The 13,953-nt window shown below is 62.2% G+C and carries 15 protein-coding genes, 1 pseudogene and 1 riboswitch; of the genes and pseudogenes, 8 read left to right on the top strand and 8 right to left on the bottom strand.

Features of this window, described 5'->3' with window-relative positions; translation table 11 throughout:
- Positions 1–77: 77 nt before the first annotated feature.
- Both BT179_RS20705 and BT179_RS20700 read right to left on the bottom strand, forming a co-directional pair.
- Positions 78–1,760, bottom strand: coding sequence for a fatty acid--CoA ligase (locus tag BT179_RS20705; RefSeq protein WP_072431562.1), 1,683 nt, complete (start codon positions 1,758–1,760; stop codon positions 78–80).
- A gap of 164 nt (positions 1,761–1,924) precedes the next feature.
- The gene (locus BT179_RS20700; protein WP_072396892.1) at positions 1,925–2,554 is read right to left on the bottom strand and encodes a LysE family translocator; all 630 of its coding nucleotides are present in this window, start codon (positions 2,552–2,554) and stop codon (positions 1,925–1,927) included.
- A 116-nt stretch (positions 2,555–2,670) separates the two neighbouring features.
- On the opposite strand from BT179_RS20700, the gene BT179_RS20695 reads away from it, so the two are divergent.
- From BT179_RS20695 to BT179_RS20685, 3 genes are all read left to right on the top strand, one after another.
- Positions 2,671–3,636, top strand: coding sequence for a 2-hydroxyacid dehydrogenase (locus tag BT179_RS20695; RefSeq protein ID WP_072431561.1), 966 nt, complete (start codon positions 2,671–2,673; stop codon positions 3,634–3,636).
- A 33-nt stretch (positions 3,637–3,669) separates the two neighbouring features.
- Positions 3,670–4,668 (top strand): class I SAM-dependent methyltransferase, encoded by a 999-nt coding sequence (locus BT179_RS20690; protein WP_072431560.1) that lies wholly within the window; start codon positions 3,670–3,672, stop codon positions 4,666–4,668.
- Between the two features lie 50 nt (positions 4,669–4,718).
- Positions 4,719–4,839: riboswitch (yybP-ykoY riboswitch) on the top strand.
- Between the two features lie 91 nt (positions 4,840–4,930).
- Positions 4,931–5,515: a TMEM165/GDT1 family protein gene (locus BT179_RS20685; protein ID WP_072396885.1), complete on the top strand. Its 585-nt coding sequence runs from the start codon at positions 4,931–4,933 to the stop codon at positions 5,513–5,515.
- Positions 5,516–5,624: 109 nt separating this feature from the next.
- Here BT179_RS20685 and BT179_RS20680 read toward each other — a convergent pair whose 3' ends face one another.
- Positions 5,625–6,440, bottom strand: coding sequence for a M48 family metallopeptidase (locus tag BT179_RS20680; RefSeq protein ID WP_053146507.1), 816 nt, complete (start codon positions 6,438–6,440; stop codon positions 5,625–5,627).
- 216 nt (positions 6,441–6,656) lie between these two features.
- Between BT179_RS20680 and BT179_RS27315 the strand changes: the two are divergent.
- Positions 6,657–7,937 (top strand): annotated as a pseudogene (locus BT179_RS27315) (HAMP domain-containing protein); the annotation flags it as partial.
- A 15-nt stretch (positions 7,938–7,952) separates the two neighbouring features.
- Positions 7,953–8,795 carry a methyl-accepting chemotaxis protein gene (locus tag BT179_RS27310; RefSeq protein WP_371264418.1) on the top strand — a complete coding sequence of 281 codons (843 nt, stop codon included), beginning with the start codon at positions 7,953–7,955 and terminating at the stop codon, positions 8,793–8,795.
- A 57-nt stretch (positions 8,796–8,852) separates the two neighbouring features.
- Here BT179_RS27310 and BT179_RS20670 read toward each other — a convergent pair whose 3' ends face one another.
- Genes BT179_RS20670 through BT179_RS20660 form a run of 3 tightly spaced genes read right to left on the bottom strand, consistent with a single transcriptional unit; the run spans position 8,853 to position 9,966 of the window.
- On the bottom strand, positions 8,853–9,476 hold the full coding sequence (locus BT179_RS20670; RefSeq protein WP_072396881.1) for an SOS response-associated peptidase: 624 nt from the start codon (positions 9,474–9,476) through the stop codon (positions 8,853–8,855).
- 35 nt (positions 9,477–9,511) lie between these two features.
- Complete coding sequence (locus BT179_RS20665) at positions 9,512–9,772, bottom strand: putative signal transducing protein (RefSeq protein WP_072396879.1); 261 nt, start codon at positions 9,770–9,772, stop codon at positions 9,512–9,514.
- Between the two features lie 11 nt (positions 9,773–9,783).
- Positions 9,784–9,966 carry a CPXCG motif-containing cysteine-rich protein gene (locus tag BT179_RS20660; RefSeq protein WP_053146513.1) on the bottom strand — a complete coding sequence of 61 codons (183 nt, stop codon included), beginning with the start codon at positions 9,964–9,966 and terminating at the stop codon, positions 9,784–9,786.
- Between the two features lie 140 nt (positions 9,967–10,106).
- Between BT179_RS20660 and BT179_RS20655 the strand changes: the two genes are divergently transcribed.
- Positions 10,107–11,273, top strand: coding sequence for a 1-acyl-sn-glycerol-3-phosphate acyltransferase (locus BT179_RS20655; RefSeq protein WP_072431559.1), 1,167 nt, complete (start codon positions 10,107–10,109; stop codon positions 11,271–11,273).
- Between the two features lie 202 nt (positions 11,274–11,475).
- On the opposite strand, the gene BT179_RS20650 is transcribed toward BT179_RS20655, so the two are convergent.
- On the bottom strand, positions 11,476–11,760 hold the full coding sequence (locus BT179_RS20650; RefSeq protein WP_072396875.1) for a hypothetical protein: 285 nt from the start codon (positions 11,758–11,760) through the stop codon (positions 11,476–11,478).
- A gap of 349 nt (positions 11,761–12,109) precedes the next feature.
- Here BT179_RS20650 and BT179_RS20645 point away from each other — a divergent pair, with 349 nt between their 5' ends.
- Complete coding sequence (locus BT179_RS20645) at positions 12,110–12,316, top strand: hypothetical protein (RefSeq protein WP_003185312.1); 207 nt, start codon at positions 12,110–12,112, stop codon at positions 12,314–12,316.
- Between the two features lie 115 nt (positions 12,317–12,431).
- Here the strand turns inward: BT179_RS20645 and BT179_RS20640 are convergent, their stop codons facing one another.
- Positions 12,432–13,016, bottom strand: coding sequence for a YajG family lipoprotein (locus BT179_RS20640; protein ID WP_072431558.1), 585 nt, complete (start codon positions 13,014–13,016; stop codon positions 12,432–12,434).
- A 198-nt stretch (positions 13,017–13,214) separates the two neighbouring features.
- On the opposite strand from BT179_RS20640, the gene BT179_RS20635 reads away from it, so the two are divergent.
- Positions 13,215–13,448, top strand: a complete 234-nt coding sequence (locus BT179_RS20635) for a hypothetical protein (protein WP_072396871.1) — start codon at positions 13,215–13,217, stop codon at positions 13,446–13,448.
- Positions 13,449–13,953 lie beyond the last annotated feature (505 nt).

Genomic DNA, 13,953 nt, shown 5'->3' with positions numbered 1-13,953 from the left:
GCTGATTTTTCCGGTTTGACAAGGCAAGCGCTTGCTTGGTGGGGCTGCCGTGCCCTTTCGGGCACGGCAGGAACGCTTCAAAGCGTGGAAAGGAAGGTGCTGTTGTTGCTTTGCCATTCGACGATATCGACGCGGATGCGCTTCTTGTCGAGCTTGCCGACACTGGTCTTGGGAATTTCCGTAACAAGGGCAATCTGGCTCGGAATCGCCCACTTGCTCAGGTGCCCCTGCTCGACGAACGGCTTGAGGTGATCCTTGAGCTCCCGAGCCCCGATCTGGTGCCCTTCGTGAATCACCAGCAAGGCAAACGGACGCTCGCCCCACTGTGGATCCGGAATACCCACCACTGCTACTTCACGTACCGCCACGTGACGGCTGATGAGGTCTTCCAGGTCCAGGGAGGAGATCCATTCGCCGCCAGTCTTGATCACGTCCTTGATACGGTCGCGGATGTCGATGAAGCCCATGCCGTCCAGCGTGGCGACGTCACCGGTGTGCAGCCAGCCACCGGCCCAGAGCTCGGCGCCTTTCTGCGGCTCGTTGAAATAACCCTCGGTGAGCCAGGGCGCCCGCAGTACCAGCTCCCCCTGGGTCTCGCCGTCGGCAGGCAGGAAGCGGCCCTCGGCATCGACGATCGCCGCCTCCACCAGGGGCCCCGGTACGCCGGCCTTGATCCGGTAGGTGATGCGCTCGTCTTCGCTGCCGGCCATCAATTCGTCGTTCAGGTGGGCACAGGACACCAGGGGGCCGGTTTCCGACATACCGTAGGCGGCGGTGAGCTGGATGCCCTTGGCCTTGGCGGCTTCATACAGGCTACGGTTCAGGGCACTGCCGCCGATGACGATTTTCCAGCCGCCGAAATCGGCGTCCTGGGCGCTCTTGGCGTTGAGGACCATTTGCAGGATGGTGGGCACGCAGTGGGAGAACGTGACCTTCTCATTGCGCCATAGCTGGACCAGGAATTCCGGATCGTACCGGCCGGGATAGACCTGCTTGAGGCCGAGCATGGTCGCCACGTACGGCAGGCCCCAGGCATGTACATGGAACATCGGCGTGATGGGCATGTACACGTCATTGGAGCCCAGCAGCCGCACACTGTCGATGGCCCCCATGATGGTCGCCTCGCCCAGGGTATGCAGCACCAACTGCCGGTGAGTGAAGTACACCCCCTTGGGGTTGCCCGTGGTGCCGGTGGTGTAGAAGGTGGTGGCGACCGAGTTCTCGTCGAAGTCCTGGAAGTCGTAGACGGGGCTCGCCGCGGCCAGCAGTTGCTCGTATTCACCCATCAGGTTCGGCAGGTCGGCGGTCTTTTCCGGCAAGTCGGTCAGCAGCAGCGTCTTTTCCACCGTGGTCAGGTGGCCGGCAATGGCCTGGTACAACCCGACGAACTCGCTGTTGACCAGCACGAAACGGTCCTCGGCATGGTTCATGGTGTAGAGGATCTGCTCCGGCGACAGGCGCACGTTGATCGTATGGATCACCGCGCCGATCATCGGTATCGCGAACATGCATTCCAGATACCGATGGCTGTCCCAGTCCATCACTGCGACGGTATCGCCCGCCTTGACCCCGGCTTCGGTCAGCACATTGGCCAGCCGCGCGACCCGTTCGACCAGTGTCGGATAGTTGTAGCGCAACTGGTCACGATAGACGATCTCGCGGGTTTTCTCGTAACGGGCCCCGGACATCAACAGCCGCCTGATCAGCAGCGGGTATTGATAAGCGCCTTCGGCAGGAGGAATAACGCGAGTCTGCAACATAAGAATCCCTTTTTCTGACTGCATAGTCGTGGCTGGAGGTGAGCACTCTAGAGCGCTTATACACGGATCAAATCAGCCAAAGGAATGATTTATTCAGCAGGCAAATACTAGCCTTGAGCCAGTATTTGCACGCGTCACGCAGCCTGGACGGATACGCTCGCAGATCAATGCGTCTCAGTGAACGCCAGCTTCACGCCGATGGCCACGAGCACCGCGCCCATGGTGCGGTCGAACCAGTGGCCCATGCGGGCGAAACCGGCGCGCACCCGCTGCTGGCTGAACAACATGGCGACCATGCAGAACCACAAGGCCGTGGCGACCGCCAGGTATACGCCGTAACCGGCCTGTACCGCCAAAGGTGTATGCGGGTTGATGACCACGGTGAACAGCGACAGGAAGAACAGCGTCGCCTTGGGATTCAGGCCGTTGGTGATGAAGCCCGAGGTGAACGCGCCACGGGCACTACGCTCACCCACCTCCTTGTGCAGGTGGTCTTCGGCAGCACCGGCTGGCTTGGCCCGCAGCGCCTTGAAGCCGATGTACAGCAGGTAGGCGGCAGCGGCCCACTTCAACGCGTTGAAGAGCACGATCGATTGCGACACGATCAGGCCGATACCCAACAGCGAGTAGCCCACGTGCAGGAAAATCGCCGTGCCGACGCCCAGCGCCGTCCAGGTTCCCGCGCGCCGGCCGTGGGTCACGCTTTCGCGCACCACCACGGCGAAATCCGGCCCGGGGCTGGCGACCGCCAACAGGTGGATCAGGGCGACAGTGAGGAATTCGGTGAGGTACATGGGGGCTCCTCGTGGGTAGGCCTTGTTGAGTGGATGCCGTGCGGCGCCAGGGCCGCAACTCATCTGATAGGCTCGCCACATTACGCCTTCGGCTTCTGACACAAAAGGTACAGTTGATGACGAACACCGTCCGCGCCGTTTTTCTCGACCATTCTTCCCTGGACCTGGGTGACCTGGACCTGGCCCCGTTGCGCAACTGCTTCGGCGAACTGCAACTGTTCGCCCGGACCCTGCCCGGCCAGGTGACAGAACGACTCCAGGACGCCACGGTGGCGATCACCAACAAGGTCGTGATCGACGCAGCGGCCATGGCCGCAAACGCCAGCCTCAAGCTGATCCTGATCAGCGCCACCGGTACCAACAATGTCGACCTGCAGGCGGCTCGTCGCCACGGCATCACCGTCTGCAACTGCCAGGGGTACGGCACGCCGTCGGTGGCCCAGCACACGATCATGCTGTTGCTGAACCTGGCGACGCGCCTGGCCGATTATCAAAAAGCAGTGGGTGAAGGTCGTTGGCAACAGGCCGCGCAGTTCTGCCTGCTGGACTATCCCATCGTCGAACTGCAAGGCAAGACCCTGGGTTTGCTCGGCCACGGCGAGCTGGGTAGCGCCGTCGGCCGGCTGGCCGAGGCATTTGGCATGCGCGTGCTGCTGGGGCAGGTCCCTGGTCGCCCTGCCCGCCCCGATCGCCTGCCGCTGGATCAGTTGCTGCCGCAAGTCGATGCCCTGACCCTGCACTGTCCGCTCAACGAGCACACCCGCCACTTCATCGGCCCGCGGGAACTGGCGCTGCTCAAGCCCGGGGCCTTTGTCCTCAACACCGCCCGAGGCGGTCTGATCGACGAACAGGCCTTGGCCGATGCCCTGCGCAGCGGCCACCTGGGCGGCGCCGCCACCGATGTGCTGAGCGTGGAACCACCGACCCAGGGCAACCCACTGCTGGCCGCCGATATTCCCCGCCTGATCGTCACGCCCCACAACGCCTGGGGCAGCCGCGAGGCGCGGCAGCGGATCGTCGGTCAACTGACTGAAAACGCCCAGGGCTTTTTCAGCGGTGCAGCACGACGAGTCGTCAGTTGATAAACTGCCGCACTTTTTTTCAAGGAGCAGACCATGGATCCGCGCAGTGAAGTACTGCTTCGTCAGGCCGAGTTATTCCAAGGATCGGTCTTGCTGGCCGGGCTGCCCGCCGACGACCTGCTCGGCCGCCTGCCCGGGGCCCATGGCTGGTGCTGGCACGCAGGGGACCAGGCCGCACTGGACGCGCGTTTCCCTGAGCGCAGCCACTTCGGCGTGAACGTTCCCGAGCGCGCATTCGACACTGCGGTGGTGTTCCTGCCCAAGGCCAAGGACCTCACCGATTACCTGCTCAACGCCGTGGCGGCGCGCCTGGCCGGTCGGGAGGTCTATCTGGTGGGCGAAAAACGCGCCGGCATCGAAAGCGCATCCAAGCAACTCAACCCATTCGGCAAGCCGCGCAAGCTCGACAGCGCACGGCATTGCCAGTTGTGGCAGGTCACCGTCGCCAATGCCCCCGAGGCCAAGCCCCTGGAAAGCCTGGCCCAGACCTACGAGCTGCCCCTGGCCGAAGGCCCTCTGAAGATCGTCAGCCTGCCGGGGGTGTTCAGCCACGGTCGGCTGGATCGCGGCACTGCGCTGTTGCTCGAGCACCTGGATAAACTGCCCAGCGGCCACCTGCTGGATTTCGGCTGCGGTGCCGGCGTGCTGGGAGCGGCCGTCAAGCGACGTTACCCACACAACAGCGTCACCCTGCTGGACGTGGACGCTTTCGCCACCGCCAGCAGCCGCCTGACCCTGGCTGCCAACGGGCTGGAGGCCGAAGTACTGACCGCAGACGGTATCGACGCAGCGCCCATGGGCCTGAATGCCATCCTCAGCAATCCGCCCTTCCATGTCGGTGTGCACACCGATTACCAGGCCACGGAGAACTTGCTGAGAAAAGCTGCCAAACACCTGAAAAATGGCGGCGAACTTCGGTTGGTGGCGAACAGTTTCCTCAAGTACCAGCCGTTGATCGAAGAACACCTGGGGGTTTGCACGATCAAGGCCGAGGGTCAGGGGTTCCGCATCTACCGGGCCAAGCGCGGCTGAATTTTTTCACGAAACAGCACTTGCCCTATCGGATTTGCCTAGGCAGAATCCGCTCCGTCCTAGGGGAGTAGTCTCCCGCGAGCGCCCTGCTCGCCCGGCATACGTCAACATACTTGGTCAGCAGACCATGGCGTATGCGGCCCAAGCGTCCACGCAGATGGTCGCTGGGTTTGACAAGACCTATGACACGCACACCTTACCCGGGGCGGGAAGGCTGTACGTGTCATAGCCGTGTCGACCCGCCCCTTTAGGAATCCCCCTGATGCTGGACTCTTTCCTGGTACCGACCGCAATCGTTGCGCTGGCCGAAATCGGCGACAAGACACAATTGCTCGCGCTTATCCTGGCGGCTCGCTTTCGCAAACCCTGGCCGATCATCGCCGGCATCGTCGCCGCGACACTCGCCAACCACGCCGCCGCCGGTGCGGTGGGCGCCTGGGTCAGCAGCATTTTCTCGGATGGAGTCCTGCACTGGATCCTGGCGGCAAGCTTTGCGGCCACGGCTCTCTGGACCCTGGTCCCGGACAAGCTGGACGATGAAGAGGCCAATACCGCCCGCAGGTTCGGGCCGTTCCTGACCACACTGATCGCCTTTTTCCTGGCAGAGATCGGCGACAAGACGCAGATCGCCACGGTGATGCTCGCCGCGCAATACCCGGAGCTCTGGCTGGTGATCATCGGCACGACCGTGGGTATGTTGATCGCTAACGTGCCAGTGGTTCTGGCGGGTAATTTCGCCGCCGAGAAATTGCCCCTCGCCCTTATCCGCCGCCTGGCCGCCTCGGCGTTTTTCATCCTGGCGATCGTCGCGGTGTACAAGGCGATGCAGAGCAGTGGGTGGGTTTGATACCGCGTCATCGTTCATCGCGAGCAAGCTCGCTCCCACAGGGGCTGAAGATCATTGTGGGAACGCGCTTGCTCGCGACGAGGCCAGCCGCCTCACCGCATGACGATGCTTATTTCCTGGCCTGCTGATACAGCGGCATGACCTTGGGAATCGCCGCCTGCAACGAAGCGATCCGGCTGCTCGACGAAGGGTGGGTGCTCATGAATTCCGGTGGAGCACCTTCCGAAGCCTTGCTCATCTTGTTCCACAGGGTGATCGCGGCGTTCGGATCGTAGCCGGCGCGAGCGGCCAGTTCTAGACCGATCAGGTCGGCTTCGTTTTCGTTGCCACGGCTGTTGGGCAAGGTCATGCCATAGTTCGCCACGGTGTCGGCCAATGCCAGGCTGTCCTGGCCCAGGCCGAACAACGCACCGGCGCCCTGCTTGGCCATCTCGATCCCATAAGCCTTGGACATCGCTTCGCGCCCATGCTCGCGCAGGGCATGGGCGATTTCATGGCCCATGATCGCGGCGATTTCAGCGTCGGTCAGCTTCAACTGGTCGATCAGCCCGGTGTAGAACATGATCTTGCCGCCGGGGCCGCAGTTGGCGTTGAGCTCGTCGCTCTTGATGAGGTTCACTTCCCAGTTCCATTGCGCCGCATCCGGGCGGAACACCGGGGCCTGGGCAATCAGCCGGTCGGCAATGACCTGGACGCGCTTGGCATCGGCGCTGGTCTTGTCCAGCACGCCCTTGGCGCTCGCCTCGCCCATGGTCTTCTGATAGGACTGGGCGTACATCTGGTTGACCTCGGCGCTGGACAGCATGCTGAACATGTACTGCTTGCGCTCTACGCCCACGGCTCCGCCGCTGGTGGTGTTGACCGACTGGCAACCGGCAAGCAACAGGCCCGCGCTCAGTGCACTTACCATCAATGTCTTGTTCATAACGAAGCTCCCTGAAAACGTGGGCGTATCCTATGCGCGGTTTTGTATCTGCGCCAGATACACAGCGAGGGATTACAGCTAATTCGGACGGATCTCATCGAAGTCCATTTGCGACACCCACGATTCCAAAACAGTCACCCGACGAACAGCCACTCATGCAGGGCCACGCAAACGCCGATACAGCGTCCAGGCGTCATTTACACGTCCGGAGTCTTTATGAAGTTCAGATCTATCCAGTTTTCCGTGGCCGCCCTGGCGGGCGCCATCGTCCTCAGCGTGGTCGGTGCCCTGGTGCTGTACGCGCTGTTCGCCGGTGCGCGCACCCAGGAGATGGTGCAAGAGCGAACCAAGGCGCAATTCAAGCAACAGATCGAGCAACGCCTCAGCGCCCTGGCCCGCACCCAGGCCAGCCTGATCCAGCGGGAACTGGAGGCGCCGCTGTCCCTCGCCAAGGGCCTGGCCACAACCAACGCCCTCATGGGCATGGCCGGCACGGATGGCAGCCCGCAATTGAAAGTGCCACGCGAGCAGTTGATCAACCTGCTGCGTGAAACCGTGGTGCGCAACCCGAAAGTCCTTGGCGCCTACATCGCCTGGGAGCCCAACGCCATCGACCACGACGACGCCAGTTACGTGAACAGCCAGGTCCTGGGCATGGAAACCAACGGGCGCTTCCTGCCCTGGTGGTTCCGCAACCAGGACGGCACCCTGGGCCTGGAAAAACTTGCCGACGTGGCCGACCAGAAAATGCTCTCCACCGGCATTCGCGCCAGCGAATATTACCTGTGCTCCCAGGACAGCAAGAAAGCCTGCGTGATCGACCCGGCGCCGTACCGCGTCGGCGACACCATGACCATGCTCGCCTCGTTCATCGAACCGATCATGATCAACGGCGCATTCCAGGGCATCGCCGGGGCGGACCTGTCGGTGAACTTCATCCAGGACATGCTCGTGGCCGCCGACGCCAAGCTGTACGACGGAGCCGGGGAAATGGCCTTGCTGTCCACCAACAACCGCCTGGTGGCCTTTACCAAGGACCCGAGCAAACTGGGGGAAAAAGGCAGTGACCTGCTGGACGCCAACGAACTGGATAACCTGACCCGCCTCAGCATCGGCGAAGTGCGCTACGACATCGATCAAGCACATGGGCATATCGAGGTGTACATGCCATTCGGCATCGGCGAAACCAACGCCCGCTGGACGCTGATGCTGCAACTGCCGCTGAACGCGGTAATGGCCGATCTGCAAGCCTTGCAGAATGACCTGGACGATCAGCGCCAGTCCGACATCCTCGGCATGACCGTGGTGGGCCTGGTGATCGCCGGTATTGGCCTGCTGGTGATCTGGCTGGTGGGCCATGGCATCGCCCGGCCACTCAAGCAGATGGTGGCCATGCTCGATGACATCGCCCAGGGTGAAGGCGACCTGACTCGGCGCCTGGTCAGCGACCGCGCCGATGAGCTGGGGGCTATCGCCAAGGGGTTCAACACGTTCCTGAGCAAATTGCAGGGGATGATCAGCCAGGTGGTGATATCCGTGCAGAGCGTCAGCGACTCGTCGGAGCACACCGCCGATATCGCCATACGTACCAACCAGGGCGTGCACAAGCAGATGGCGGAGATCGATCAGGTCGCCACCGCCGTGCACGAAATGACCGCCACTGCCCAGGATGTGGCGCGCAACGCGACCCAGGCGGCCCAGGCCGCCAGTCATGCCGATCAGGCCGCCAGCCAGGGCATGCGGATCGTGCAGGACACCTCCACGTCCATCGGCGCCCTGGCCCAGGAAATCGGCAGGGCGGTAGGCGTCGTGCAAAACCTGGCCAAGGACAGCGAGAACATCAACGCGATTCTCACTGCCATCCGCGGGATCGCCGAGCAGACCAACCTGCTGGCCCTCAACGCAGCCATCGAAGCCGCCCGGGCCGGTGAACAGGGTCGTGGTTTTGCGGTGGTGGCCGATGAAGTGCGCAACCTGGCGCAGAAGACCCAGCAAGCCACGGAAGAAATCCAGTCGATGATCCAGCAACTGCAACAGGGCACCCGGGATGTGGTGCGGGTGATGGAAGACAGCCAGCACCGTACCGATGAAAGTGTCCAGCATGCCGCAAAGGCCGCCCAGGCCCTGGAAACCATCACCCAGGCCGTGTCGGTGATCAATGACATGAACACCCAGATCGCCAGCGCCGCCGAGGAACAGAGTGCCGTGGCCGATGACATCAACCGCAACGTCATCAACATCGGGCAAGTGGCGAACGAAGTGGCGGGCGGCGCGGACGAGTCCAGCGCGGCCAGTGCCGGCCTGACCAAACTGGCAGAGCAGCAGCGGCGCTTGATCAATCAGTTCAGGGTCTGACCCCGGGGCCTCATCGCAAGCAGGTTCGCGATGAGGCCCGCATGGGCACCGCGACACTCACGCCGGAGTCAGGCACTCCGGCCCGTTGAGTTTCGGATCGTTGACCAGGTTGGCCAGCACCCGCTCGCGCAATGGCGCCGGCTCGCTCGCCAGCAACCCTTGCAAGGCATGCAACGGCGTCTGGGGATCGAGCCACAGCCGCTGCCCTTCTTCATCCAGGATCAACGGCCGGCGCTGGCCCGCCGCCGGCAGGGTGATGACCGCCGTGCTCAACCACACCTGCTCCTGCACCGGATAGGCTTCCCAGATCGCGGCAAAAAACAGTGACGAACCCTCCCCCGGCGTCAGCCAGTAGGGTCGCTTGCGCGTGCCGCCACGCCATTCGTAGAAGCCGTTGGCCGGCAACAGGCAGCGACGCAGGCGCAGGGCTTCGCGGAACATCGGTTGCTCGGCCACGGTTTCGGCCCGGGCATGGGCCGGTGTACGCGACAGGTCCGTCAGCCACGCCGGGGTCAGCCCCCAGCGAGCCCGGGCCAGTTCGCGCTGGCCTTCGGCGCCGGCCCGCAGCATCAGCACCGAATCGTTGGGCGAAATATTCCATTGGGCCTTCTGGTCGGCGGGAAAGCCAGGCAGGGCCGCGAAAGCGGGATTCCAGCGAAACAGGGCATAACGTCCACACATGGGGCAACAGGACTCTCGATTGAACGGCCGTCAGCCTAACAGACCAGGGTACCGGGATAGCTGTCCGGTTCATCGCCGGGCAACGGCAGCGCGACATTGTACGCGGCGATCAGCTCGCGGGCGTACTGGGCCTGCTCATCCTCCACCGCCAGCCCCAGCAGCCCCTGCATGGGCAACTCGCCAGCACCGCCCACGAGGTCGCGGCCCACCAGGTGCGCCGTGATGCCTTCGCTGGCGAGCATGCCTTGCAGCAGCTCGCCTTCCATCAGGTTTTCCAGTTCGTAGATTCGCTGCATGGACGCCCCCGTCATTCGTTCTCGCTGTGAACCTCGAGCAACCATTCATGGCCATCGGTTTGCAGGATGAAATAGATCGGGCGGCAACACACCGGACAGTCCTCGATATAGGTCTGGTCGCCACCGGACAGGTCCAGAACCGCTTCAGCCGGTTCACCGCAATAAGGACATTCGTAGCGCTCGGTTTCCAGCATCGCGGTCTCCCAGGTGACTTGTGCGTATAATCGCCGGTCTATTTGCAGGGCTATTTTCGTCTGGCTTATCTTCCAGGCCGTGCCCTGTCGGTTTTTTGATCGAACCCTTAACTTACCCTAGCCGTTTCCAACAAGAGAGCATGATGGGCGAATTCGATGCCATCCGACCTTACAACGACAGCGAAGTCCCAGCGGTACTGGCTCGGCTGCTCGGTGACAAGGCGTTTCTAGATATCCTCACCCACTTCCGCTTTCCGCGCCTGGCCGGAGCCTTCGGCTGGCTGCTCAAACCTCTTATAGCGCAAAGATTGCGCCGTGAGTTCGCCGACGTGACGTCGGTCGCCACCTTGCAGGACAAAGTGGAGTTCTACGTCGACCACACCATCGAGCGCGCCACCGACGGCGTGACCTATACCGGGGTGGAGCAGTTCAAGTCCGGCAGCGCCTACCTGTTCATCGCCAATCATCGCGATATCGTGATGGACCCGGCCTTCGTCAACTACGCCGTGTACCACGCCGGCCTGCCGACCCCGCGCATCGCCATCGGCGACAACTTGCTGCAGAAACCCTTCGTCAGCGACCTGATGCGCCTGAACAAGAGTTTCATCGTGCACCGCTCCCTCACCGGGCGGAAGGAGAAACTGGCGGCCTATCAGTTGCTCTCGGCGTACATCAACCACTCGATCCGCCACGACTGCGCTTCGATCTGGATCGCCCAGGCCGAAGGCCGGGCCAAGGACGGCGACGACCGTACCGAGTCGGCGATCCTCAAGATGTTCCACATGAGCCGCAAGGACGAACCGTTCGGCGAGGTGATCCAGTCGCTGAACCTCACGCCGGTGTCGATCAGCTATGAATACGACCCGTGCGACCAGGCCAAGGCCCGCGAGCTGTATATCCGCGCCACCACCGGCAGCTACACCAAGGCACCGGGCGAGGATGACGTGAGCATCGCCAAGGGCATCACCGGCTACAAGGGCCGGGTCCATGTGAACTTCGCCGCGCCGATCACCGAGCTGTTCGAGGACACCAAGCAACTGGCCCAGGAAATGGACCGGCAGATTCTCGGCGGTTATCGCCTGTTCCCGGTGCACTACCTGGCCTACGCCCAATGGGCCGACGCGGACCCGCAATTGCAGGTTCCCAGGGCGGCGCAGATGTTCGGTGCCGAAGAGCTGGCCAAGGCCGAGGAGGAATGGCAACGCCGGCTGGACGCTTGCCCGGCAGAACACCGGCCGTTCCTGGTATTGCAATACGCGACGCCGGTGCGTAATCAGTATCGGGTCAAGGCGGGGTTGCCGTTGTAACGCCGCCTAGCTGCCGATACAAGGATATCTGGCGAAGGGTTTGGCGAAACGTCGCACGCTCGGTTGCGCAGCCACCGCAAAATGGCTGTAGATCAAGGCTGATCTATTGGGTTCGAAGGGCTGCTTTGCAGCCCAGCGGGGATCAATCTCCTCGCCACAAAAACATCCGTGACCGGCGGTGCAAGCCGCCATTTCGCGTTTTTCAGTGAACCTGCGTACTGATCCACGACACCAGCAACGCCAGCGCCAGGCAGGCAAAACCGAACCGATAGAAGAATCGGTTCATGCGCTGGGTGGCCAGGTCCAGCAGTGCTTCGAAGCGCTCCTCGCCGTTGCCACTGCGCGCTTGCAGGCTGGCCCGCGCCCGCAGCTCGCGACGACGCGTGGCGTGCAGCAACCAACCTCCAGGGCAGGCAAACAACAAGGCCAGCAGGTTGATCAGTTTGGCAGGGTGGGCGGCGAACAGCGAAAACAGATGCAGCGACATCACAAACCTCAAGGAAAAAACGGACAGGACGCGGCCCGCGACAGCGAACAGGGCGCGGATTCTACCGAAAGGCCGGCGCACTGCCGCATTTTTTCCGACCAGTAACGATCTGTTCGGTGCTTCGGATGCTGGCGTAGCGACTTTGTGGCAGAGGGATTGATCCCCGCCGGCTGCGAAGCAGCCCCGGGCTTCCTGCCGGGCCCAAGCGCCTGCGAGTGCCACGCACTCGAGCGGGAATAGATCCCTTCGCCACGGCAGAAAGGCCGTGATCCATCGTAATTCTTCGCGTCACGGTTTCGTCATCTGGATAGGCCACTCTGTCGCCCTCCCAACCTGCACGGAACCCGTCATGCTGCACGCCGAAAACCAGGATCGCCTCTACCTCATCAGCCCGAGCGACGAACAACAGAACCTCGTCGACAGCCTGTCCTTCAATGTGCAGGACCGCCATTGGCTGGTGTATTGCGCCCTGGGCGGCCACCAGCATGCCGACTTGCCTGAGACAGACCTGCTGACCGGGATCAGCGTGCTGGAATTCTATTCCCAGGCCGCCTGAAAAAACTGTGGGAGCGAGCTGGCTCGCGATAGACGAGTGTCAGCCCTCTCGATGTTGGCCGATCCACCGCTATCGCGAGCCAGCTCGCTCCCACAAGGATTACAGGACTTAATGCTTACTCAGCCAGCACCTGGCCAATGGTCGGATCCTTGAACAGCCGGGTCAGGGCATCGCTCAACACGTCGCTGACCAGCTTGGTGTTGGTGTCCTGGTTGGGCGCCATGCCGAAACGCTGGTCCAGCGAAGCACCATACCGACCGCTGTAGCGACGGTTGGCGTTCTGCACATCGGAGCGGAACGTCGCGCCGATGGTGGCTTCCGTCACGTACATGCCTTCCTTGGGCGACTGATACTTGAGCTCGGCCAGGGTCACGGTCAGTTGCGGTGCATTCATCGCGTTCGCGGTCGGGGTAAAGCCCAGCAAACGTACAGCGGCTTCGGCCTGGGCCTGCAGCTTGGGCAGGATCTGCGCACCCTGCACGGTGATCACGCTGGTTTCCGGGTACAGTCCGCCACGGGTACCGAGGGTTGGCGAGGGACGACCGTCCACCACACGCACGACTACTGGCTGGCCACGTCCGACTGGCGCCAGCTGGGCGTTGAGCCTGGGTTCAGGGTTAAGTTGTTGCGGGCTGTGGGCGCAGCCGACGAGGGTCAGACTGGTCACAGCGATCAAACCGAACAACAGGCGTTGCAACATGCTCTTCTCTCCAGAATCGGGCACTGACAAGCCCGCAGTATAGCGGTGCGCCACCGCGGCGAACCAGCCGATGAATGCTGAAATATCTGACATGAACCGGCTATCTCGGTTCCTGTCACTCCATTGTCACGGTCCTTACACCGGCATGTCATGACCCAATGCCAGGCTGTTCCCAAGCATCCCGACACGGTAACGATCATGCGCCTCCTTATCTCCCTGTTTACCCCTCGCCCCCATCACCGCAGTTTCGCCCTGCTGGACCGCGACGGTCGCTGCCAGGCGTTCAAGCAATGCAGCCTGCAACCCATGGGCGAAGGTTGGGTGGAAATCGAAGAGATCCGGCTCAGCTGGCTGAACCAGCCCTTGCCCGCCAGCGCCCGCGTACAACCGCTTCGTGCCCGCGCTCGCAACCGTCAATTGTTGGCCATCTGACCAGATGGCTAATAAAAGTCATTAAACACGACCATTTCCCTGCGTTTCTTCGTTACAATCTCCCCCCGATTATAAGGACGTCTCCTGATCGGGCCTCGCAACACCGCTGATGCATGGTCATCGGCATCCAGCATCGCCCACAGAGAGCCGCCCACACAGATCGAGTGAAGCTGGCGCGCCTGCTGTTTCCGGGCCAATCACCACTTTTCGCGAATCTGCAGAGCTGTCATTACGCTCGGTCACTGAGCTGTCTGCCCGTTTTGCCTGTCATGTACTCCATGGGGGCAACCGATCCGGGCACGGTGCCAGGCTGGGACAGCCCTTTTTTGAGGTTCACGTCTTCAAAAGAGCGTGAAAAAACGGGTTTTCACAACTTCACGAGAGTGTGGCGAGCAAATGAAGAGTTTTGCGTCTGAACAAGCACCATCAGCGTCTGGAATAGCCCAACGACACAGGACCGGATATCGCTCAAGAACTGGCGCCTGAAGCCTGTCCGCTACGGATT

The organism is Pseudomonas sp. NFACC43, assembly GCF_900119645.1.
Taxonomy (GTDB): domain Bacteria; phylum Pseudomonadota; class Gammaproteobacteria; order Pseudomonadales; family Pseudomonadaceae; genus Aquipseudomonas.
Note: the sequence above shows the minus strand (reverse complement) of the source record. Positions and strands in the feature narration are given on the sequence as shown.

Coding starts and splice junctions, on each gene's coding strand:
- BT179_RS20670 (WP_072396881.1), bottom strand. CDS start 9,476: ATGTGTGGACGTTATGCCCTGTTTCGCTGGAATCCCGCTTTCGCGGCC.
- BT179_RS20690 (WP_072431560.1), top strand. CDS start 3,670: ATGGATCCGCGCAGTGAAGTACTGCTTCGTCAGGCCGAGTTATTCCAA.
- BT179_RS20705 (WP_072431562.1), bottom strand. CDS start 1,760: ATGTTGCAGACTCGCGTTATTCCTCCTGCCGAAGGCGCTTATCAATAC.
- BT179_RS20680 (WP_053146507.1), bottom strand. CDS start 6,440: ATGAACAAGACATTGATGGTAAGTGCACTGAGCGCGGGCCTGTTGCTT.
- BT179_RS20660 (WP_053146513.1), bottom strand. CDS start 9,966: ATGCTGGAAACCGAGCGCTACGAATGTCCTTATTGCGGTGAACCGGCT.
- BT179_RS20700 (WP_072396892.1), bottom strand. CDS start 2,554: ATGTACCTCACCGAATTCCTCACTGTCGCCCTGATCCACCTGTTGGCG.
- BT179_RS20665 (WP_072396879.1), bottom strand. CDS start 9,772: ATGCAGCGAATCTACGAACTGGAAAACCTGATGGAAGGCGAGCTGCTG.
- BT179_RS20635 (WP_072396871.1), top strand. CDS start 13,215: ATGCGCCTCCTTATCTCCCTGTTTACCCCTCGCCCCCATCACCGCAGT.
- BT179_RS20685 (WP_072396885.1), top strand. CDS start 4,931: ATGCTGGACTCTTTCCTGGTACCGACCGCAATCGTTGCGCTGGCCGAA.
- BT179_RS20640 (WP_072431558.1), bottom strand. CDS start 13,016: ATGTTGCAACGCCTGTTGTTCGGTTTGATCGCTGTGACCAGTCTGACC.
- BT179_RS20650 (WP_072396875.1), bottom strand. CDS start 11,760: ATGTCGCTGCATCTGTTTTCGCTGTTCGCCGCCCACCCTGCCAAACTG.
- BT179_RS20655 (WP_072431559.1), top strand. CDS start 10,107: ATGATGGGCGAATTCGATGCCATCCGACCTTACAACGACAGCGAAGTC.
- BT179_RS27310 (WP_371264418.1), top strand. CDS start 7,953: ATGATCAGCCAGGTGGTGATATCCGTGCAGAGCGTCAGCGACTCGTCG.
- BT179_RS20645 (WP_003185312.1), top strand. CDS start 12,110: ATGCTGCACGCCGAAAACCAGGATCGCCTCTACCTCATCAGCCCGAGC.
- BT179_RS20695 (WP_072431561.1), top strand. CDS start 2,671: ATGACGAACACCGTCCGCGCCGTTTTTCTCGACCATTCTTCCCTGGAC.